The following is a 20,664-nucleotide window of genomic DNA, read 5'->3' on the forward strand; positions in this document are numbered from 1 at the left end:
GCAGTTTCAGCATAGAAGATTCGGAGAGAAACAAAAGAGCGACAAATGCACAAGTGGCATCAGAGGCTTGCCACCGCGATGCCGGCAAACGCCATGATCGCCAGACCGATGCCCATCCCCCGTTTGGCCACCAGAAACACCAATCCGGCCAGCACGGTCAGGGCCAGGGCCCAGAGGTTCAGACTGGCCCAGTCAGGCATCGCTATCGCCAACGGGCCCCGGTGCAGGACGTCCACGCGCGCAAACAGCACATGCAGTGCAAACCAGACCGACAGGTTCAGGATCACACCGACCACGGCGGCGGTGATCGCGTTCAGCGCGCCGGACAGGCGCGGGCGGGCGGCAATCCGCTCAAGATACGGGCCGGCCAGGAAAATCCACAGGAAACAGGGCATGAAGGTCGCCCAAAGCGCGACCAGACCGGCCGCCAGCGCCAGTGTTGCGCCGCCCTCGGACTGACCGCTCAGCATGGCGACGAACTGCGTCACCAGGATCAGCGGCCCCGGCGTCGTTTCGGCCAGACCAAGCGCGTCGATCATCTGCGCCGTGCTTATCCAGCCGTAATCCTGAACGACCGTCTGGGTCATATAGCCCAGAACCGCATAAGCCCCGCCAAAGGTGACCACGGCCAGCCGGGCAAAGAACCACCCGGTTTCCGCAAGAAACGTGGCTTTGGCGAGGCTAAGCGCAACAAGCGGGGCCATCCACAGACCGCCCCAGAGCAGCACGGTTTGCACTGGCCTTGCCGCCGCCGGGGGCGGCAAGGCTTGCCCGTTCGCGCCCCGGGTGGTCATGTATCCCCAAACTCCGGCCAGGGCGATGATCAGGGGAAAGGGCAGGTCAAAGGCAAAGATCGCGACAAAGGCAAGCCCGGCGATCACCCATGCCGAGCGCTGGCCCAGCGCCTTGCGCGACACTTTCAAAAGCGCCTGCAGCACGATGATGATAACGGCGGCCTTGATTCCCAGAAACGCCGCCTGAACCAGAGGCACCTGACCAAAGGCAACATAAAGCGCCACCAAAACTGCAATCACCGCCGCGCCGGGCAGGACAAACAGCAGCCCGGCAAGGAGGCCCCCCAAAGTGCCGCGCAACCGCCACCCGGCATAGGTGGCCAGTTGCATGGCCTCGGGACCGGGCAGCAGCATGCAGAGCGACAGGGCGCGCAGGAATGTCTGTTCATCCAGCCAATCGCGGGTTTCGACCAACTCCTTGTGCATCAGCGCGATCTGGGCGGCGGGCCCGCCAAAGCTCAGCACACCGATGCGGCCAAAAACCCGCAGCATTTGTGAAAATGTCGGTTGGGTCATGCCTTGCGCCCCGTCGGCCAGTCGTGCCCTTCGCCCTGACCGTCGCGGGCCCAGCGGTAGAGTGCATCGTAAACCCCCATGCCGGCGTTCAGTTGTTCATGGTCATCGCGATACTGGCGCGACAGGCCCACCGATATCGCCAGAAGGCCCGCAGACTCGGGGGACAGGTCGTGACGGTTTGTGTCCGCGGCGCGCACGACGCGGGCCAACCGGTCCAGCGGGGGCGTGCGCAGGCCGAATTCGTCCAGCATCACGTCAAAGGTGCAGGCCGCGCCGCGATGGCTCCAGAACACGCCCTCGATGTCGAACGGGGTTGCGCCCATGCGCTCGGCCACGGGGCCGACCTCGGCAGGGGAGACAAACAGAAACCGGGCAGTCGGGTCGATGAACCGCCGGATCAGCCAGGGACAGGCGATACGGTCGATCTTGGGGCGGTGCCGGGTGACCCACAGGGTGCTGCCGTTCACCGGCTCGGGCAGTGATCTTGCCGGGATGCGCGGCGTATCGGGATGATCGCGCCAGCCATACATGCCGCCCTGCAGATATTCGGCCCCAATCCCGTCGTTGCGCAACCAAGCGCTGGTACCCTGGCTCAGCTTGAGACCCTTTTGGCAGATGACAACGCACTCCCGCCCACCCAGCCGGGTTTTCAGCCCATCGATATCGGAGTGGGCATGACGGATCGCCCCCGGAACGAGGTAGGGATCGGCGTCAAAATCTTCTTTCAGGCAAATATCAACGATGACGGGCGCCTGCGGGGTGCCGATCAGGCGAAGCAGTTGTGCCGGGGTGATTTCATTGGGGGCAGCCATGGCATGCATCCTCTCAAACGGAAACATGCGAACCTTGGGCTGTCGCCTCACGGGGCGTTCGCGGAAATCCCCATGGGTGCAGACAAGCGCAAACCGGAAGGGGTTGTCAATGCTGCTGGGAAAAGAGGGCCGCACACCTTCGGCCCGGATACCAGGCACAACGAAAAAATGATGAAGGGGGAGGAAAGTGCAGGCTTCTGTTGCCAGGTGCCTGCGAACCCCGCCTTACACTGCTAGGCGCAAGGACTTAAGTTTCGGTCTGGTTACTGCTTACGCAGCAACGGCAACCGGAGCACGATTGTCATTTGCAATTGTACAAGTTTCGCCGATAACGGTGGCAGACAGCCGAGACAAAGCTAACCCCTTTAGACGTTCGTCGATCCTGTTTCGGCCCCATGATCCCCAAATGAAGGATTATTGGTGGAGCCGCCGGGTACCGCCCCCGGGTCCGATCCGCTTATTACGAGCGCGTTTATGTCCATAGTCCCGAAGGACAGGATGAATATAGGTGAGGCTGGTCCGCTTTGCAATTGTCGGGGCCTCCGGCGGGAGTTTTTTTTGGCAAGATGAATGGGAGGGGCGTATCTCAGGCAGACGGCAGATTTGCCAGGATCAGCCAGACGGCAAGCGCGGCTTCGATCCCGCCGAAAACCAGCACCTTTGCCAATGGCGGTGCATCCAGCACCAGTGACACAAGGCGCCCCAAGGCCGCCCCGGCATAGACAAATCCCAGCATGGCATAAGCGATCGGCTGGTCGAGCCAGAGCACGGCGGCCCCCGCCACCACGAACAGCCCGCCGACCGAGGCGCGCATTTCCGACAGGCCCATCGTGCTGGCCGTGGTCTGCAAATCCAGCGCCGAGGCTGTAAACCGCGGAGCGAGAAAGCCGAACAGACCAAACCCGATGGTCAGCAGGGCGGCAATGAGGTTGAGCGTGTCAATCATGAGCGGGAGGTAACCCCAGGAACGCCAAAAGCAAGGAAAATGGCGGTTTGCCGGAACGGTTCACGCCGTGCGCCGGGCCAGAACATCGCGGGCCAGAGATTGGGTATAGCGTGCCAGGTCCTGAAGGTGCTGGTCGACGGCCCGGGCATCCTGACGGTCCACAGCATCGGCAATAGCGGTATGATGGGTCACGATCTGGTCGCGGGAGCGGGCGGTGAAGGTGATCATGTTCATCAGCGGTTGCATCGCTTCGACCGCGCCAGCCAGTTGGTAGGACAAGACCGGGTTGCAGGCCCCGTCGACCAGCGCCCGGTGAAAGGTCACGTCCGAGGCGCAGAAGGATTCGTCCGTCAGGCCGGGCTGCGCTTGCCGGTGAATCTCGGCGCGCATGGTGGCCAGGTGATCGGGGGTGCGCCGCTGTGCGGACAGCGGGGCGCAGGCGCGTTCCAAGGCGAACCGCGCCTCGCAGGCGGTTTCGAAACTGACCGCGTTCATGCTGAGCAACAGGGTCGAGGTGGTGATCTGCTGGGCATAGGCATCGGGATAGTTCAGCCGGTTCACAAAGGCGCCGCCCGTTGCGCCGCGCTGGGTGCGGATCAGGCTTTGCGCGGCCAACCGTTTGAGCGCTTCGCGTACCGTCGGGCGGGAGACGTCGAACTGGTCTGCCAGTTCGGCCTCGGACGGCAAGCGCTCGTCCACGATGAGATCGCCCGAGATGATCGCATCGCGGATCGCCTTGGCAATCTGGGCCGATAGATCAGCGGTGCTGTTTGGGTCGATTTTCAATTGTCTGACATTTACGCTTGCGCCGTACTGGCAATTGTCTGACATTAACCATGGAAAGGCCGAGTCGCCAAGAGGAGCTGTGGTGTGACCGCATTGGTGCAGAGAATCCGTGTTATGCGGGGCGCGCATTGGCTGGCGCTGTTTGCGATGATCCTGTTGGCGTGGGGCGCGCTGTTTGCCATGTCACTCCCGGCCGAACTGCGGGCGGCATCCAAGCTTTATGGCGCTCAGTTCTGGGCCGAGCTGTGCACCGTTACACCCGATGCGGCCGGGTTTGCGCGGGTCCTGCTGATGTGGGTGCTGATGAGCGCGGCCATGATGGCACCGACGGCGTTGCCGGCCTTTGCCACGTATGACGATCTGTCAAAGGCGGCGCCGGGGGCGCATTTCGGCCAGCTGATTGGCGGCTACCTTTTGATCTGGTTGGGTTTTTCGGTTTTGGCGGCAGCTGTGCAGATGGGTCTGTTCAATGCCGGGCTGGTGAGCGCGTTCGGCGACTCGCTTTCGACAGTTTTGTCCGCAGGGCTGCTGGCTGGGGCGGGGCTTTACCAGTTCAGTGCCTTGAAGGACGCCTGCCTGTCGAAATGCCGGATGCCGCTTACCTTTTTCATGCAGTATTGGGACGAGGGGCCGTGGCGCAATGGGGTGCGGTTGGGCCTTGTCTGTCTTGGTTGCTGCTGGGCGCTGATGTTGCTCGCCTTTGTTGGCGGCGTGATGAACATTGCTTTCATGGGGTTGGCGACCCTTTTGATGGCGCTGGAGAAGATGCCTGAAATCGGGCGATGGATGACCCGCCCGCTGGGTGTGGCCCTGATCGGGGCAGCACTTTGGTTGGGCGTAACGGCTCTATGAGAAGGGAGAAACCTCATGGCTTTGGACGGTGAAATCGGAACAATTCCCTGGACGATCAAGGGCGAACTTATCCTGAACTGCAACTGCACGGTGTTTTGCCCCTGCGTTGTATCGCTGGGCAAGCATCCGCCGACCGAGGGCCATTGTCAGGCCTGGTCGGGCATTCGCATTGATGAGGGCGACTATGGCGGTGTGGAGCTGTCGGGGCTGAATGTCGGCCTGTTCCTGGAAATTCCGGGCAATATGGGGCGCGGCAACTGGAAAGCGGCGGCGTTCATCGATGACCGCGCCAGCGACGACCAGTATGCGGCACTGGAAGCGATCTTTTCCGGTGCGGCGCGCGGCACAACCGGATTGTTTGGCATGCTGGTTGGCGAATTCCTGGGGGCCGAGCGTGCTCCGGTCGTCTTTGAAACCGAAGGCAAGGAACGCCGCCTGATGGTGGGCAAGAAAATCCAGGGTTCGGTCGTGCCGGTGGAGGGCAAAGACGGCAAGGATATCGTCGTGACCAACACCGAATACTGGATGGGGCCGGACATCACCGTCGCCACCGCCACCAAGGGCCGCGTGCGCGCCTTTGGCCGGGTCTGGGATTTCGAAGGCCGCAGTGCCGAGATCTGCCAGATCGACTGGCACGGTCCACGCTGATGATTGACCGCGACTACTGTTTAATGATGTCCCGGTATAATCGCTGGCAGAATAAACAGTTGCAGCGGTTTCTTCAGGACCTAACCCCCAAGGATCTGACCCGGGACCGCGGTGCGTTCTTTGGGTCAATCCTTGAAACGGTGAACCATTTGCTGTGGGGCGACCACCTCTGGATCTCGCGCTTTGACGGCGGCGCAGGCCCGGATGTGGATGGCAAAGACAGCGTGATCCTCTGTCCGACCCTGGCCGCCTGGAGCGCCGAGCGGTTCCGCATGGACGGGCGGATCGAACTCTGGGCCAAATCGCTGGACAACATCGATCTCAAGGGCGACCTTACCTGGTACTCGGGGATCATGGGGCGCGACGTGAGCAAACCGATGGAGCAATGCGTGATGGGATTCTTCAATCATCAGACCCATCACCGGGGTCAGGTTCACGCCATGCTGACCGCCACCGGGTCCAAGGCCCCGGTCAGTGATCTCATCTTCATGCCGGAGGAGTTCTGATGGCCCTGATTTCACCCTCGCGCCGCTTGCGCCGCACGCCGTTTTCCGACGGGGTCGAGGCCGCAGGGGTTTCGGCATACACGGTTTACAACCGGATGCTGCTGCCAACCGTGTTCCACTCCCTGCAGGACGATTACAGGCATCTCAAGACGCATGTTCAGGTCTGGGATGTCGCCTGTGAACGCCAGGTCGAACTGCGCGGACCGGATGCCAGCCGCCTAATGCAGATGCTGACGCCGCGCGACCTGCGGTCGACGATGGCCGGGCATTGTTATTACGTGCCCATCGTGGATGAAACCGGCGGGATGCTGAACGATCCGGTTACCGTGAAGATTTCGGACGACCGGTGGTGGATATCCATTGCCGACAGCGATCTGCTGCTGTGGGTCAAGGGTATTGCCAACGGGTATCGTCTGGATGTTCTGGTGGATGAACCGGATGTCTCACCACTGGCAATCCAGGGTCCGAAGGCAGACGCATTGATGGCGCGGGTCTTTGGCGATGCGGTGCGCAATTTGCGTTTTTTCAGATACGGCTGGTTCCAGTTTCAGGGGCGGGACATGCTGATCGCCCGGTCCGGGTATTCCCGGCAGGGCGGGTTCGAGATTTATGTTGAAGGCGGGGATATCGGCATGCCGCTCTGGAATGCCTTGTTCGAGGCGGGCGGCGATCTGGATGTGCGGGCAGGCTGCCCCAACGCCATCGAACGCGTCGAAGGCGGGCTGCTGAGCTATGGCAACGACATGACCGACGACAACACGCCGCATGAATGCGGCCTGGGCCGGTTCTGCGACACCCAGACGGCCATCGGCTGTATCGGGCGCGACGCCTTGCTGCGGGTGGCCAAGGAAGGTCCGGTGCAGCAGGTCCGCCCAATCTCGATCGCGGGTGATGATCTGCCGGGATGCGACCGGGCCTGGCCATTGCTGGCGGGCGGCAAAAAGGTCGGTCAGATCACATCGGCCGCCTGGTCGCCGGATTTCGAAACAAATGTGTCCATCGGCATGGTGCGCATGACCCATTGGGAGGCCGGCACCCAGCTTGAAGTCGAAACGCCCGCAGGCATGCGCCGCGCGCGCGTGGAAGAAAAATTTTGGCTGTAGTTACGGTCTTTGACCAGCCAAACCAGACAGAAACAGGGCCGGGCATCCCGCCTGTGCCGGAAATAGGGGAAATTCGATGTTCAACGCATTGGTAGTTACGAAAGACGAAGACAGCGGCAAGATAAACGCCTCGGTGCAGCAGATTTCACTTGAGGATCTGCCCCATGGTGAGGTGACCGTCGCGGTCGAATATTCCACCGTCAATTACAAGGACGGCCTGTGCATCGGTCCGGGCGGCGGATTGGTGCGGAAATACCCGCATGTTCCGGGGATCGATTTCGCCGGCACGGTCGAGGAGTCCTCGGATGATCGCTACAAACCCGGTGACAAGGTCGTTTTGACCGGGTGGCGCGTGGGCGAGGCGCACTGGGGCGGCTATGCGCAAAAGGCGCGGGTCAAGGCAGATTGGCTGGTTCCGCTTCCCGATGGGCTGAGCGCGCGTCAGGCGATGGCCGTGGGCACCGCCGGGTTTACCGCAATGCTGGCCGTCATGGCGCTTGAGGATCATGGGATGGAGCCGGGGCACGGCCCGGTTCTGGTGACCGGGGCCGCAGGCGGCGTGGGGTCTGTGGCCACCGCCATCCTGGCCACCCTGGGCTATGAAGTGGCCGGTGTGACCGGACGCCCCGAAACCGCGGATTACCTGAAATCCCTCGGCGCAACGCAGATCGTGGCGCGCGAAGAGATCAACGAAACCACCAAGCGTCCGCTGGAAGGGGAAACCTGGGCGGGCTGCGTGGATGCCGTGGGCGGCGCGATGCTGGCACGGGTGCTGGGGCAGATGAAATACGGCGCCTCGGTTGCTGCCGTGGGTCTGGCCGGCGGGGCCGGGTTGCCCGCAACGGTCATTCCCTTCCTGTTGCGCGGGGTGAACCTGTTGGGCATCGACAGCGTGATGCAGCCCTATGACAATCGTTTGCGCGCCTGGGGCCGTATCGCCAGCGACCTGCCGATGGACAAGCTCGAGGCGATGATCCAACCCGCGACATTGGCGGATCTTCCACAGCTGGGTGCCGACATCCTCAAAGGTCAGGTCAAGGGCCGTGTGGTCGTGGATGTAAACGGCTGAGTGCGCATAATCCCGGTTTGGAATGGCGCGGCACCCGGTGTCGCGCCATTTGCGTTTGGCCACGAGATCGCGCCGTTTTTCACCGATTTGACCGCATCCGAAACCGCCCGCCGCACCGGTGCGGCCCCATTCAATATCCCCTGAGAAAGACCCGCATGCGCCCCCTGGCTGTCGCTTTGCAGAGGGGAATTGCCGTTCATGTTTGCCTCAAAGACAGCGGCCGGGTTACGCTGACCCTGAGCTGTGCAGGGTCGGATGCTCCGGTTCCAGCCATGCTCGAACCATAGACGCAGCGGGTCTCCCGGGCATCCTTCCGGGGTATAAACCCCGCGCGCGGACAGGAGGGAGATACATGTTCAGCAGAATTATGGTGCCTGTTGATCTGGCTCATCTGGACAAGCAGGAAAAAGCGCTGGAATGCGCGGCCATGTTGTCACGCCAGTATGACGCACCGATAACATATGTGGGCGTCACGACGCCGACACCGGGCCCGCTGGCCCATACTCCGGCAGAATATGACGAAAAACTGGAGGCATTCGCCGCTGCGCAAGCTGAATTGCGCGGCATCAAGGCCCAAGGGCACATGGCCATCGCACATGATCCGACAACCGATCTGGACGATGTCCTGTTGAAACAGGTCAGCGAAACCGGGGCCGATCTGGTCGTGATGGCCAGCCATGTGCCGGGCGTGACTGAGTACATCTGGCCCTCCAACGGCGGCAAGATCGCAGGCCATGCCAAGGCCAGCGTCATGGTCGTGAGATAACCGGGTAAGGGAGACGCGCGATGACAGACACAACTTCAAATCAGGGTATACCGGAGCCGGAAGGCCATTCGGATATCATCGATACCGACTATGAAATCGGTCAGGACAACGTCGAAGGCTCGGTCGGGCCTTTTGGTTTCGATATCCACAATCCGGTATTCCTTGTTTCGGGCCTCGCGATCGTGGCCTTCGTGTTCTACACACTGGCGCTGCCAGAGCAGTCCGGCGCAGCCTTTACCTGGATGTTCGGCGCCGTGACCAAGGGGTTTGACTGGTTCTTCCTTGGAGCCGCGAATATTTTCGTTCTCTTCTGCCTGTTCCTGATCGTCAGCCCCTATGGCAGCGTGCGGTTGGGCGGGGCAGAGGCAACGCCGGACTATTCCTATGCAGGCTGGTTTGCGATGCTGTTCGCCGCAGGCATGGGCATTGGCCTGATGTTTTACGGCGTGGCCGAACCGATGAGCCATTTCAGCAGTTCGCTGGGTGGCACGGCGCTGGGAGAAGACGGTGCGCGAAGCGACTGGGCGCCGCTTGGGGCTGCAGCCGGAGATACGGACGCTGCCGTCCGCCTGGGCATGGCCGCGACCATCTTTCACTGGGGGCTTCACCCCTGGGCGATTTACGCGGTCGTGGCTTTGGCGCTGGCGTTGTTCACCTATAACAAGGGGTTGCCACTAACGATCCGCTCGGCCTTTTACCCCATCCTGGGTGACCGGGTCTGGGGCTGGTGGGGCCATGTCATCGACATTCTGGCGGTTTTTGCGACGCTGTTTGGCCTTGCAACATCGCTTGGGTTTGGGGCCACGCAGGCCAATGCGGGCCTGAACGAACTGTTCGGGGTTCCCGTTGGCGCCACTACTGAAGTCATCCTGATTTCGGCGATCACGGCGATTGCGCTGATCTCGGTCCTGCGGGGTCTGGATGGCGGGGTCAAGGTCTTGTCCGAAATCAACATGGGGCTGGCTTTCGCACTGTTGCTGTTCGTGCTCTTCACGGGGCCGACGCTGCTTTTGCTGACGGGGTTTGTCGATTATCTCGGCGCCTATCTGCAGTATCTGCCAGACTTGTCGATGCCGGTGGGGCGTGAGGACGTCAACTTCAGCCAGGGCTGGACATCGTTCTACTGGGCGTGGTGGATCAGCTGGTCCCCCTTCGTCGGCATGTTCATCGCCCGCGTCAGCCGGGGCCGCAGCGTACGCGAATTCATCATCTGCGTTCTGCTGATCCCAAGCCTTGTCTGCGTTCTGTGGATGAGCGTTTTTGGCGGCACGGCGATCCACCAGGTGGTGAGCGACGGCTATACCGCCGCGCAGGACGCACCGCTTGAACTCAAGCTGTTCGAGATGCTCAAGGAACTGCCGCTGACCGGGATCACCAGCTTTATCGGTATCCTTCTGGTCATCGTTTTCTTCGTGACGTCGTCGGACTCGGGTTCGCTGGTGATCGACACGATCACTGCGGGGGGCAAGGTCGATGCACCCGCCCCACAGCGTGTGTTCTGGTGCATCTTCGAAGGCGCCGTGGCCATCGTGCTGTTGTTGTCCGCAGGGGGGCTGAAATCCCTTCAGTCCATGGTGATCTCGACTGGGTTGCCGTTTACGGTTGTCCTTCTGATCATGTGCTGGGCAATCTTCCGGGGGCTGGCCGCCGAACGACGCGGCTGACCAGGCTTTGAGCTTTTGCAATCCAAGCCCCGGCAGAATGATCTGCCGGGGCTTTTTCCTGGTCGGCATCTGCTTGACCGCGCGGGCAAAGCCCGGTTTCCTGCGCACATTCTGAAAGGGGTTGGCATGACACTGGATCTGGATTTCGTACGCGCGCAGTTTCCGGCATTTTCCGAAGACAGCCTGCGCGGGCAGGCGCATTTCGAAAATGCGGGCGGATCCTATGTCTGCCGCCCCGTGATCGACCGGCTGACCCGGTTTTATACCGAACGCAAGATGCAGCCCTATGGCCCGGCCACGCCGAGCCGGTTGGGCGGGGAAGAGATGGACGAGGCGCGGGCGCGGCTGTCGGCCTTGCTGGGCGTCGCACCGGATGAGCTGAGCTTTGGTCCGTCGACGACGCAGAACACCTATGTTCTGGCGCAGGCGTTCCGCACATGGATGTCCCCCGGTGAGGCGATTGTCGTCACCAATCAGGATCACGAGGCCAATTCCGGCCCGTGGCGGCGGCTGGCCGAGGATGGCATCGACATTCGCGAATGGAAAATCGACCCAGACACCGGCAGTCTGAACCCCGAGGATCTGGAACCGTTGCTGGATGAAAACGTCCGGCTTGTGTGTTTTCCGCATTGCTCAAACGTGGTGGGTGAAATCAATCCGGTGACGGAAATCACCGCCATGGCCCATGCGGCGGGGGCGTTCGTCTGCGTCGATGGGGTTTCCTACGCGCCCCATGGGTTTGCGGACATCGGGCAGTTGGGGCCGGATATCTATCTGTTTTCGGCCTACAAGACATATGGCCCGCACCAGGGGCTGATGATCATGCGCCGCGCGCTGGGCGAAATGCTTCCCAATCAGGGGCATTATTTCAACGCCGGTGATCTTTACAAACGCTTTACTCCGGCAGGCCCCGACCATGCACAGGTGGCGGCCTGCGCCGGGATTGCGGATTATGTCGATGCGCTGTGCGATCATCACGGCGGTCCGTCCGACGGGGCGACACAGCGCGGGGGTTTTGTGCACGACCTGATGCGCGGGCAGGAAACCATGCTGCTGCAGCCGGTCCTCGACATGCTGAACAACCGCAATGATCTGCGCCTTCTTGGACCGGCGGATGCACAGCGGCGCGCGCCCACGGTTGCCGTGGTTCCAGCGCGTGATCCCGCTGCCATCGCGGCAGAACTGGCCGACAGGGGGATCATGGCCGCAGGCGGTGACTTTTATGCGGTGCGCACGCTTGCCGCGCTTGGCGTGCCGGAAACATCAGGCGTGTTGCGCCTGAGCTTTACGCATTACACGTCACAGGCAGAAATTGACCATCTTTTGAACAGTTTGGAGCAAGTTCTTTAATCCAGTTGCGGTGTCTCTGCGTAGTCTAACCAAAGAGTATGAGGATTGAGCATGGCATCGGATAAATCACCCGTCATTCTGTGGTTTCGCCGCGATCTGCGACTGGAAGATCACCCGGCGGTTCAGGCCGCCTGCGAGGGGGGACGGCCCGTGATCCCGGTGTTCGTGCTGGACGATCTGGCCGAAACCCTTGGCGCCGCGCCCAAATGGCGGCTGGGCCTTGGGCTCGGGCGGTTCAGCGAAACCCTGTCGAACGCGGGCAGTCGCCTTATCCTGCGGCGGGGCAAGGCGCTGGACCAGCTGCGTGAGCTGATCCGCGACACCGGCGCCAGCGCGGTCTTTTGGACCCGCCTTTATGACCCTGACAGCATCGCGCGCGACCGCGATATCAAATCCGCCCTCAAGGAGGACGGGATCGAGGGCCGTAGCTTTGCAGGCCATCTGTTGTTCGAACCCTGGACGGTCGAAACCAAGGAGGGCGGGTTTTACAAGGTGTTTACGCCGATGTGGAAATCGGTGCGCCAGCGCGACGTGGCCGCGCCGCAGGCCGCACCGTCCACATTGTCCGCGCCAGATGTCTGGCCCAACTCCGACGATCTGGACGACTGGGACCTGGGGGCGGCGATGCACCGCGGGGCAGGGGTGGTGCGCGCCCATGTCCGCCTCGGGGCAAGCGCGGCGCAGGACCGTCTGGACTGGTTCGTCGAGGAGGCAATCGGCAAGTACAAGGCAGAGCGCGATTGCCCCGCGATCGATGCCACGTCCGGCCTGTCCGAGAACCTGAGCCTGGGCGAGATCAGCCCGCATCGCTGCTGGCACGCGGGCCAACGCGCGATGGATGCCGGAAAACCGGGGGCCGAGACCTTTCTGAAAGAACTGGTCTGGCGCGAATTTGCCTATCACCTGATGTATCACACGCCCCATATGCTGACCGACAACTGGCGCGAGGGGTGGGACAGTTTTCCTTGGAACACCGACGAACGCCTGTCCGAGGTAAAGGCGTGGAAAAAGGGGCGCACAGGCGTCAAGTTCGTCGATGCGGCCATGCGCGAGATGTATGTCACCGGACGGATGCACAACCGGGGCCGGATGATCGTGGCCAGCTACCTGACCAAACATCTGATGTGCCATTGGCGGATCGGTCAGAAATGGTTCGAGGAGTGCCTGATCGACTGGGACCCCGCCAGCAACGCGATGGGCTGGCAATGGGCGGCCGGGTCCGGACCCGACGCGGCGCCGTATTTCCGGGTGTTCAACCCGGTTACTCAACTGGACAAGTTCGACCCCGAGCACAGCTATGCCAAACGCTGGATTGCCGAAGGTCAATCCAACCCGCCCGAGACGGCGCTCGATTATTTCCGGGCCATGCCGGAGCGTTGGGCTATGTCGGCTGGGGACGATTATCCCGACCCGATCGTTGCGCTGGATGCGGGACGCAAGGCGGCGCTGGACGCCTATGAAAACCGCGACTTCTGATCAGAAAACCGGATGGCTTGCCTGAGGGGCGGCATCCACCTTAGCATATGGAAATAACCGCGAATGGAGTGCGGATGATACTGACTGACACGAATGGACAGGCGAACCTGCCGCGGTATTTCACGTCCGTGATGGACCTGCTGGGCGAGTTGCAGAACGGGCGGCTCGACATCACGCTGCCGGATGGCCGCGTGTTCCGGGCCGAGGGCGCCAATCCCGGTCCGGTGGCGGAATTGCATGTTCACAACCCTGATCTGTTTGCCCGGCTCATCCGTGATGGCGACCTTGGGTTTTGTGACGCCTATCTTGAGGAGTGGTGGAGCACGCCGGACCTGCAGGCCTTCATGGACCTTTTGCATCAGGGCAATGATGAAATTTATGACGGCTTTCCGGGGATGATGCTTGTGCGGGCGTATGAGCGTCTTCGTTTCTGGCTGCAGCGTAACCACAAGGAACAGGCCAAAAAGAATATCGCCTATCATTACGATCTCGGGAACGATTTTTACGGTCTGTGGCTTGATGACACGATGACCTATTCCAGCGCGCTGTTTGAAACCGGGCAGGAAAGCACCGAAAAGGCCCAGATCGCGAAATATGCCAGCATGGTGGACCAGATGGGCGCCAAGGAAGGCGACCATATCCTGGAAATCGGCTGTGGATGGGGCGGCTTTGCCGAATATGCGGCGCGCGAACGGGGGCTGAAGGTGACGGGCCTGACCATCAGCAAGGAACAGTTCGCCTATGCCCAGGAGCGGATCACCAAGGCGGGGCTGTCCGATCAGGTCGAATTCAAACTTCAGGACTATCGCGACGAAACCGGCGTCTATGATGGCATTGCCAGCATCGAGATGTTCGAGGCGGTGGGTCAGAAATACTGGCCCGCCTATTTCAACACCGTCCGCGACCGCCTGAAACCGGGCCGCAATGCCACTCTTCAGATCATCACTGTGGCCGACCGGCGGTGGGAAACCTACCAACGAGGCGTCGATTTCATCCAGAAATACATCTTTCCCGGCGGTATGCTGCCCAGTCCGATGGCCCTGCGCGAACAGATCGAAAAGGCGGGTCTGTCAGTCGAACGGTCCATCGAGTTCGGGCCCAGTTATAACATCACGCTGCGGCGCTGGCATGAGACGTTCAACCGGAAATGGGACCAGATCGCGGAGATGGGTTTTGACAACAGGTTCAGGCGCATGTGGAATTTCTATTTGACTTCATGTGCATCGGCCTTTGACAGTGCGTCCGTCGACGTGACACAGATCACAGTGTCGCGACCCACATAAGACGGAACCACAATGCCCGACGCCGCCAGACTGTTTGCAGCCCTTGGACTAGCCATTACCGCTTTCATCATTTCGGGGCAGATCATTCCGCTCATGCCAGAGGGGTTGGATTTTGGCTATTTCACCTATGTCAACATGGCCATCGGGGCGATCACCGGCTGGATCGTGATGGGCAAACGCGCCGGGCGCGGGGTGACGGCGGCCATCAACAACGGGATCACCGGGGCCGTGGCCATGGTGTTCTGGGGGCTTTTCGTTCAGGGCTGCTGGGAAATGTTCGATCTGGCCATGCGCAACCGCTATGACGGCCCGTTCGAGGCCGTGATGGCGATCTTTCAGATTGCGGCCGGATACGGCATGACGATGTTTGTGCCCAACATCATCATCACCCTTGCCGTTGGTGGCGTGGCAACCGGATTGGCCACCGAATATGCTTGGCGAAACTGGCGCTGAGATCCGCCGCCTCAAAGGCATTTCCCATGGCTGACCTGTTCTTTTACGGCACCCTTTGCCATCTGCCGCTTCTGGAAATCGTGCTGGGGCGACGCATCGGTGACGGTGCGGCGGTCCCGGCCGAATTGCCCGGTCACGCCATATTCTGGGTGCAAAATCAATCTTTTCCGACGATTGAACCCTATGCCGGTGCCACCGCGCAGGGCCTTTTGGTGCGCGATCTCGACCCGGGCGACATCGACCGCTTGCGGTTTTACGAGGGCGGGTTCGACTATGACCTGCAGCACGTCTCGGTGGACGTGCAGGACGGTGCTTGCCCGGCCCGGGTGTTTTTCCCCCGGCCCGGTCTCTGGACGGCGGGTGCGCCCTGGTCGCTTGCCGACTGGGTTGAACGGTGGGGAGCCATTCAGCTGCGGGCCGCGCAGGAAATCATGGGGTGGTACGGCCGCATGGACCCGGACGCGCTGGCAAAGCGGATGACTGGCATCCGCCTGCGGGCGGCGGCCTGGGTGGCGGCGCAGAACCGCCCGGGCGATCCCGAACGCGACATTGACCGCGACGTGGTGGTGCAGGCCCATCACCGCCCCTATGTCAATTTCTTTGCGGTGGAGGAAATGGACCTGCAGTTCCGTTTGCATGACGGGGGTCTCAGCCGTCCGCTCAACCGCGGTGCGCAGGTTTTGGGGCAGGCGGTTGTCGTGCTGCCCTATGATCCGCGCCGCGATGCGGTTCTGCTGGTCGAACAATTCCGCGCGCCGGTGTTCATTGGCGGCGATCGCGCCCCCTGGGTGTGGGAGCCGGTTGCCGGGCTGATCGATCCCGGTGAAACGCCCGAGTGCACCGCCCGTCGCGAAGCGCTGGAAGAAGCGGGGCTGACACTGGGCCATCTGGATCCGGTCGCGGGCACCTATTCCTCGACCGGATCGTCCAGTGAATTCGTGCATATGTACGTCGGCCTGACCGATCTGGACGCGCCGCGCCCGGACATCGGCGGGCTCGACAGCGAAGGCGAAGATATCCGCAGCCGGATCCTGTCGTTTGACGAACTCATGGCTGGCGTCGATGCCCATCAGTTTCGTGACATGCCATTGGTGGTCACGGCACTTTGGCTGGCGCGCCACCGCTCGCGATTGCGTGAACTCGGCTGAGCGCGCCCCTGTCGCCGCTTGAGGTCGCCGGATTGCGGCGCTAGAGGTGGAGCAACAATCAGGAGAATGTCCATGCGCATTGCACGCGATCTGTCCGAAGCGATTGGCCACACCCCCCTGATCCGGCTGCGCCGGGTCAGCGACGAGACAGGGTGTGAAATTCTGGGCAAGGCCGAATTCATGAACCCGGGCCAGTCGGTCAAGGACCGTGCCGCGCTGTACATCATCAAGGATGCGGTCGAGCGCGGCGAACTGAAGCCCGGCGGCACCATTGTCGAAGGCACTGCCGGCAACACCGGCATCGGTCTTGCGCTGGTGGGGGCGTCGATGGGGTTCAAGACCGTGATCGTGATCCCCGAAACCCAGTCCGAGGAAAAAAAGGACATGCTGCGCCTGGCCGGGGCCGAACTGGTTCAGGTGCCGGCAGCACCCTATCGCAACCCCAACAATTTCGTGCGCTATTCCGATCGTCTGGCCAAGGAACTGGCCAAGACCGAGCCGAATGGCGCGATCTGGGCCAATCAGTTCGACAATGTCGCCAACCGGCGTGCGCATGTGGAAACGACGGGCCCTGAAATCTGGGAACAGACCGATGGCAAGGTCGACGGGTTCATCTGTGCTGTCGGGTCGGGCGGGACGCTGGCCGGGATCGCCGATGTGCTCCAGCCCAAGGGAGTCAAGATCGGCCTGGCCGATCCGATGGGCGCGGCGCTTTATTCCTATTACACCACGGGTGAGCTGACCTCGGAAGGCAGCAGCATCGCCGAAGGCATCGGCCAGGTGCGCATTACCGAGAACCTTAAAGGGTTTAGGCCCGATCATGCCTATCAGATCCATGACGAAGAGGCGCTGCCTTACGTTTTCGACCTGCTGCATGACGAAGGCCTGGTTCTGGGCGGCTCGTCCGGTGTCAACGTTGCGGGGGCCGTGCGCCTGGCGCGCGAACTCGGGCCGGGCCACACCATTGTGACCATTCTGTGCGACTATGGCACGCGCTATCAGTCCAAATTGTTCAACCCGACATTCCTCAGGGACAAGGGGTTGCCGGTTCCCGAATGGATGGGCAAAGGCCCTTCCAGCATTCCGGGCGTTTTTGTCGATACATGAGGGTGTTTTCGCACATGGTCCGGTTCCTGCTGGCCGGTGTCTTTCTGGTGTGGGCCGGACTGGCCGAGGCCCAAGGCGACGCCGCAACCGAAGAGCTTTACGGTGACTGGCTGTCCACGTCCAAACGCGCAGAGCAGGCGGTTGAGGCCAACCGCGCGTCCAATGCATCATTTGAGGCCCTGCGGGCCCAGATCGCCGATTTTCGCGAAGAATTCCTGCGCGCCCGGGACCAGAATTCCAGCCGCATCCGCACCCTTCAGTCCCAGCTGAATGCCTTGGGCGACAAGCCCGAGGAAGGCGAAGAACCGGCCGACATCGCGGCCCTGCGCGAACGGCTGAACACCCGGCTTGAAGAAATGCGCGTGCCCCGCGTGGTGGCCGAAGAGGCCTATACCAACGCCGACGGTCTGATCCGCGAAATCGACCGGATAATCCGCGAGCGGCAGGCCGACCGCCTTTTGTCGCGCGGTCCGACGCCGCTCAATCCAGCGTTCTGGCCCGATGCAATCAGGGACGTGCAGGGCGTCGTGGTTTCGATTGCGAATGAAACCGCGGTCGGCATGAAGTCCAAGGCGACGGTCGAGCGGACCCGGCGCGATCTGCCGGTCATCCTGTTTCTTTTGGCGATTGGCGCGATCCTTCTGGTGCGGGGCAACCGCTGGGCCGAGCGTCTTGGCGATATGATGCGCGGCCTTGGCGGGCGCGGAACCGGGGTGTGGACCTTCCTTGTGTCGCTGACCAAGGTGTTCCTGCCGCTGGCCGGGTTACTGGCTGTGACCAAGGCCATTTCCCTCACTGGCGCCATGGGCGTGCGCGGCGATCTGGTGCTGAACGCGATCCCGAAATGGGGGGCGGCGCTGCTGGTGTTCCGCTGGCTCAGCGATCAGGTCTATGCCGGAGTGAATGACAAGGGTGAGCCGATCGTGCCGCACCGGCGTCTGGCGGAGATTCGGCTGTACGTGACCTTGCTGGCGCTGATGCTGATCGCGCGGGACGCAATTTCCCTGCTTGAGCAGGTGTCGAATATTTCACAGGCCTCGCGCGCGGTACTTGGTTTTGTGCCACTGGTGTTTGTGTCGCTGATGCTGCTGCGGTTTCAGCGCATTGCGCTGCGCGGCCCCAGGCCGTCAGCGGGTGCCGCGGACGAACCGGGGGCGCGCCGACTGGGGTTTGCGGGCTTCGTGTCGATCCTTCGCAAATTTGTCGTTGCGGTCAGCGTTCTGGCCCCGGTGCTGGCAGCCGTCGGGTATTCCGACGCGGCGGAACAGATCATTTATCCCGCGGTGCTGACGCTGGCGCTTTGTGCCGCCGTTCTGGTGCTGCAACGCTTTGTGGTCGATGTGTTCGCGACCGTCACAAAAGACGGCGAAGCTGCACGCGATTCCCTGTTTTCAACCCTCGTCGGGTTTGCACTGGCGCTGCTTGCGCTGCCGTTTCTGGCCCTGTTCTGGGGCGCGCGCGTCGCGGACCTGACCGAGGTCTGGGCCAAATTTCTCGAAGGGTTTCAGGTCGGCGACAGCCGCATTTCGCCCCTGGATTTTGCGACTTTCGCTGCCATTTTCGCGGCCGGCTATGTCCTGACCCGGCTGCTGCAGAGCGGGTTGCGCAACAATCTTCTGCCGAAAACCCGGATCGACCCGGGCGGTCAGAACGCCATTGTCTCGGGCACCGGGTATGTGGGTATCTTTCTTGCCGCCCTGATCGCGGTGACCAGTACCGGGCTTGACCTGTCGTCGCTCGCGATCGTGGCCGGTGCCCTTTCGGTCGGTATCGGTTTCGGCCTTCAGACCATCGTGTCCAACTTTGTCAGCGGAATCATCCTGCTGGTCGAGCGGCCGGTGTCCAAGGGGGATTGGATCGAGGTCGGGGGCCAGATGGGATACGTGCGCGACATCTCGGTACGCTCGACCCGGATCGAGACCTTTGACCGCACGGATGTGATCGTTCCCAACTCGGACCTGATCAGCGGTACGGTCACGAACTATACACGGGGCAACACCATCGGCCGGGTGATCGCGCCGGTTGGTGTGGCCTATGGCACCGATACCAAGCGTGTCGAAGCGATCCTTCTGGAGATCGCCAAGGCCCATCCGATGATTCTGGCCAATCCCGCGCCCAACATTGTGTTCCGTGGCTTTGGTGCGGACAGTCTGGATTTCGAAATCCGCGCCATTCTGCGCGATGTGAACTGGGTCATGTCGGTGCATTCCGACCTGAACCATGAAATCGCCAAACGGTTTGCCGACGAGGGGATCGAAATTCCCTTTGCTCAACGCGATGTCTGGCTGCGCAACCCCGAGGCCCTGTACCCGCGGCCTCCGCAGGACACCGATGGCGAAGACACCCAGGTTGAAGCGGCACCCGACACGCCCGATGATGGCGGCAAGAAAGACGACCCGGACTCATCCGCATGAGTGCCGCGCCACTTTTTCTGCAAGACCCCTATGCCCGCAGCGGGCAGGCGACGGTCACGGGACATGGCGATGGCGGGGCCGTTTTTCTGGATGCCGGCCTGTTTTACGCCACCGGCGGCGGACAGCCCGGGGACAGTGGCACGCTCAGCTGGGTTGACCAGTCCCTGCGCATCACAGAGGCAGTAAAATCCCCCGATGGGCGGATCGCCTTGCTGGCTGAGGGGGGCGATCTGCCGCCGGTCGGCACCGTTCTCACCCAAGCCATCGACTGGGACCGCCGCCTTGGCCATATGCGAGTGCACACCGCGCTGCATCTGCTGTCGGTGGTGATCCCGCTGCCGGTCATGGGGGGTGCGATATCCGAGGCCAAGGGCCGCGTCGATTTCCGCATGCCCGACACAGTGCCGGACAAGGCCGCGCTTCAATCCACACTTCAGGGTCTGATCGACCGCGACCTTGGCGTCACGGATGACTGGATCAGCGACGCGGAGCTGGACGCGAACCCGGCACTGGTCAAAACCATGTCCGTCAAACCGCCGCGCGGGGCAGGGCAGGTGCGCCTTGTCCGTATCGGCACGGACAGCGAACAGGTCGACCTGCAGGCCTGCGGCGGCACCCACGTGGCCCGCACTGGCGAAATCGGCAAAATCCGCATCGGCAAGATCGAGAAAAAGAACCGTGACAGCCGTCGTGTCTATGTCCATCTGGACGATTGATGCGCCATCACCTTTTTTGACGTTTTCCAGCTTGCATTGCGCGCCCTGATCCGGCACATATCCGCTCCACGGAGAGGTGGCCGAGTGGTCGAAGGCGCACGCCTGGAAAGTGTGTAGGCGGGAGACCGTCTCCAGGGTTCGAATCCCTGTCTCTCCGCCATTATCCTCATCACTTTCACAGTGCCCCAACGCGGGACAGAAACGTCTGTGTTCCGGGCGCTTGAATTGCCGTCGCAGGTCCGCAAGATCGGGCTC

The 20,664-nt window shown here is 61.9% G+C and carries 19 protein-coding genes, 1 tRNA gene and 1 other RNA gene; 16 read left to right on the plus strand and 5 right to left on the minus strand.

The features are described 5' to 3' along the window. Positions 1-59: 59 nt before the first annotated feature. The 5 genes from chrA to ACXYMO_RS00970 form a co-directional block, all read right to left on the minus strand. Positions 60-1,310, minus strand: a complete 1,251-nt coding sequence (gene chrA / locus ACXYMO_RS00950; protein ID WP_458876771.1) for a chromate efflux transporter — start codon at positions 1,308-1,310, stop codon at positions 60-62. After that, positions 1,307-2,122 (minus strand): chromate resistance protein ChrB domain-containing protein, encoded by an 816-nt coding sequence (locus ACXYMO_RS00955; RefSeq protein ID WP_458876772.1) that lies wholly within the window; start codon positions 2,120-2,122, stop codon positions 1,307-1,309. The genes chrA and ACXYMO_RS00955 overlap by 4 nt, the downstream gene beginning before the upstream one ends. Positions 2,123-2,308: 186 nt before the next feature. Beyond that, positions 2,309-2,656, minus strand: a transfer-messenger RNA (tmRNA) gene (ssrA, locus tag ACXYMO_RS00960). 52 nt (positions 2,657-2,708) lie between these two features. After that, positions 2,709-3,068: a DUF4345 family protein gene (locus ACXYMO_RS00965; RefSeq protein ID WP_458876773.1), complete on the minus strand. Its 360-nt coding sequence runs from the start codon at positions 3,066-3,068 to the stop codon at positions 2,709-2,711. A gap of 60 nt (positions 3,069-3,128) precedes the next feature. Next, entirely contained in the window at positions 3,129-3,854 is a 726-nt protein-coding gene (locus tag ACXYMO_RS00970; protein ID WP_458876774.1) for a FadR/GntR family transcriptional regulator, read from the minus strand. Between the two features lie 114 nt (positions 3,855-3,968). On the opposite strand from ACXYMO_RS00970, the gene ACXYMO_RS00975 reads away from it, so the two are divergent. The 16 genes from ACXYMO_RS00975 to ACXYMO_RS01050 all read left to right on the plus strand — a co-directional run bounded on the left by ACXYMO_RS00975 (position 3,969) and on the right by ACXYMO_RS01050 (position 20,569). After that, positions 3,969-4,706, plus strand: coding sequence for a DUF2182 domain-containing protein (locus ACXYMO_RS00975; protein WP_458877868.1), 738 nt, complete (start codon positions 3,969-3,971; stop codon positions 4,704-4,706). Positions 4,707-4,721: 15 nt separating this feature from the next. After that, positions 4,722-5,354 carry a DUF1326 domain-containing protein gene (locus ACXYMO_RS00980; protein ID WP_458876775.1) on the plus strand — a complete coding sequence of 211 codons (633 nt, stop codon included), beginning with the start codon at positions 4,722-4,724 and terminating at the stop codon, positions 5,352-5,354. Beyond that, positions 5,354-5,860 carry a DinB family protein gene (locus ACXYMO_RS00985; RefSeq protein ID WP_458876776.1) on the plus strand — a complete coding sequence of 169 codons (507 nt, stop codon included), beginning with the start codon at positions 5,354-5,356 and terminating at the stop codon, positions 5,858-5,860. Before ACXYMO_RS00980 ends, ACXYMO_RS00985 begins: the two co-directional genes overlap by 1 nt. After that, positions 5,860-6,963: a dimethylsulfoniopropionate demethylase gene (locus ACXYMO_RS00990; protein WP_458876777.1), complete on the plus strand. Its 1,104-nt coding sequence runs from the start codon at positions 5,860-5,862 to the stop codon at positions 6,961-6,963. Before ACXYMO_RS00985 ends, ACXYMO_RS00990 begins: the two co-directional genes overlap by 1 nt. 76 nt (positions 6,964-7,039) lie before the next feature. Next, complete coding sequence (acuI, locus tag ACXYMO_RS00995) at positions 7,040-8,032, plus strand: acryloyl-CoA reductase (RefSeq protein ID WP_458876778.1); 993 nt, start codon at positions 7,040-7,042, stop codon at positions 8,030-8,032. A 352-nt stretch (positions 8,033-8,384) separates the two neighbouring features. Beyond that, the gene (locus ACXYMO_RS01000; protein ID WP_458876779.1) at positions 8,385-8,798 is read left to right on the plus strand and encodes a universal stress protein; all 414 of its coding nucleotides are present in this window, start codon (positions 8,385-8,387) and stop codon (positions 8,796-8,798) included. Between the two features lie 20 nt (positions 8,799-8,818). Next, complete coding sequence (locus tag ACXYMO_RS01005) at positions 8,819-10,462, plus strand: BCCT family transporter (RefSeq protein WP_458876780.1); 1,644 nt, start codon at positions 8,819-8,821, stop codon at positions 10,460-10,462. Between the two features lie 126 nt (positions 10,463-10,588). Further along, positions 10,589-11,812, plus strand: coding sequence for an aminotransferase class V-fold PLP-dependent enzyme (locus tag ACXYMO_RS01010; protein WP_458876781.1), 1,224 nt, complete (start codon positions 10,589-10,591; stop codon positions 11,810-11,812). A gap of 51 nt (positions 11,813-11,863) precedes the next feature. Further along, entirely contained in the window at positions 11,864-13,288 is a 1,425-nt protein-coding gene (locus tag ACXYMO_RS01015; protein WP_458876782.1) for a cryptochrome/photolyase family protein, read from the plus strand. Positions 13,289-13,362: 74 nt separating this feature from the next. Then, on the plus strand, positions 13,363-14,571 hold the full coding sequence (locus ACXYMO_RS01020; RefSeq protein ID WP_458876783.1) for a class I SAM-dependent methyltransferase: 1,209 nt from the start codon (positions 13,363-13,365) through the stop codon (positions 14,569-14,571). A gap of 12 nt (positions 14,572-14,583) precedes the next feature. Then, on the plus strand, positions 14,584-15,024 hold the full coding sequence (locus ACXYMO_RS01025; RefSeq protein WP_458876784.1) for a TrgA family protein: 441 nt from the start codon (positions 14,584-14,586) through the stop codon (positions 15,022-15,024). A gap of 26 nt (positions 15,025-15,050) precedes the next feature. Beyond that, positions 15,051-16,172, plus strand: coding sequence for an NUDIX domain-containing protein (locus ACXYMO_RS01030; protein ID WP_458876785.1), 1,122 nt, complete (start codon positions 15,051-15,053; stop codon positions 16,170-16,172). A gap of 72 nt (positions 16,173-16,244) precedes the next feature. Continuing rightward, positions 16,245-17,279: a cysteine synthase A gene (locus tag ACXYMO_RS01035; protein WP_458876786.1), complete on the plus strand. Its 1,035-nt coding sequence runs from the start codon at positions 16,245-16,247 to the stop codon at positions 17,277-17,279. Beyond that, positions 17,276-19,693, plus strand: coding sequence for a DUF3772 domain-containing protein (locus ACXYMO_RS01040; RefSeq protein ID WP_458876787.1), 2,418 nt, complete (start codon positions 17,276-17,278; stop codon positions 19,691-19,693). Before ACXYMO_RS01035 ends, ACXYMO_RS01040 begins: the two co-directional genes overlap by 4 nt. Then, complete coding sequence (locus ACXYMO_RS01045; protein ID WP_458876788.1) at positions 19,690-20,409, plus strand: alanyl-tRNA editing protein; 720 nt, start codon at positions 19,690-19,692, stop codon at positions 20,407-20,409. Before ACXYMO_RS01040 ends, ACXYMO_RS01045 begins: the two co-directional genes overlap by 4 nt. A gap of 70 nt (positions 20,410-20,479) precedes the next feature. Then, positions 20,480-20,569: transfer RNA gene (locus ACXYMO_RS01050), tRNA-Ser, on the plus strand. Positions 20,570-20,664 lie beyond the last annotated feature (95 nt).

Source organism: Arenibacterium sp. CAU 1754 (assembly GCF_054482635.1).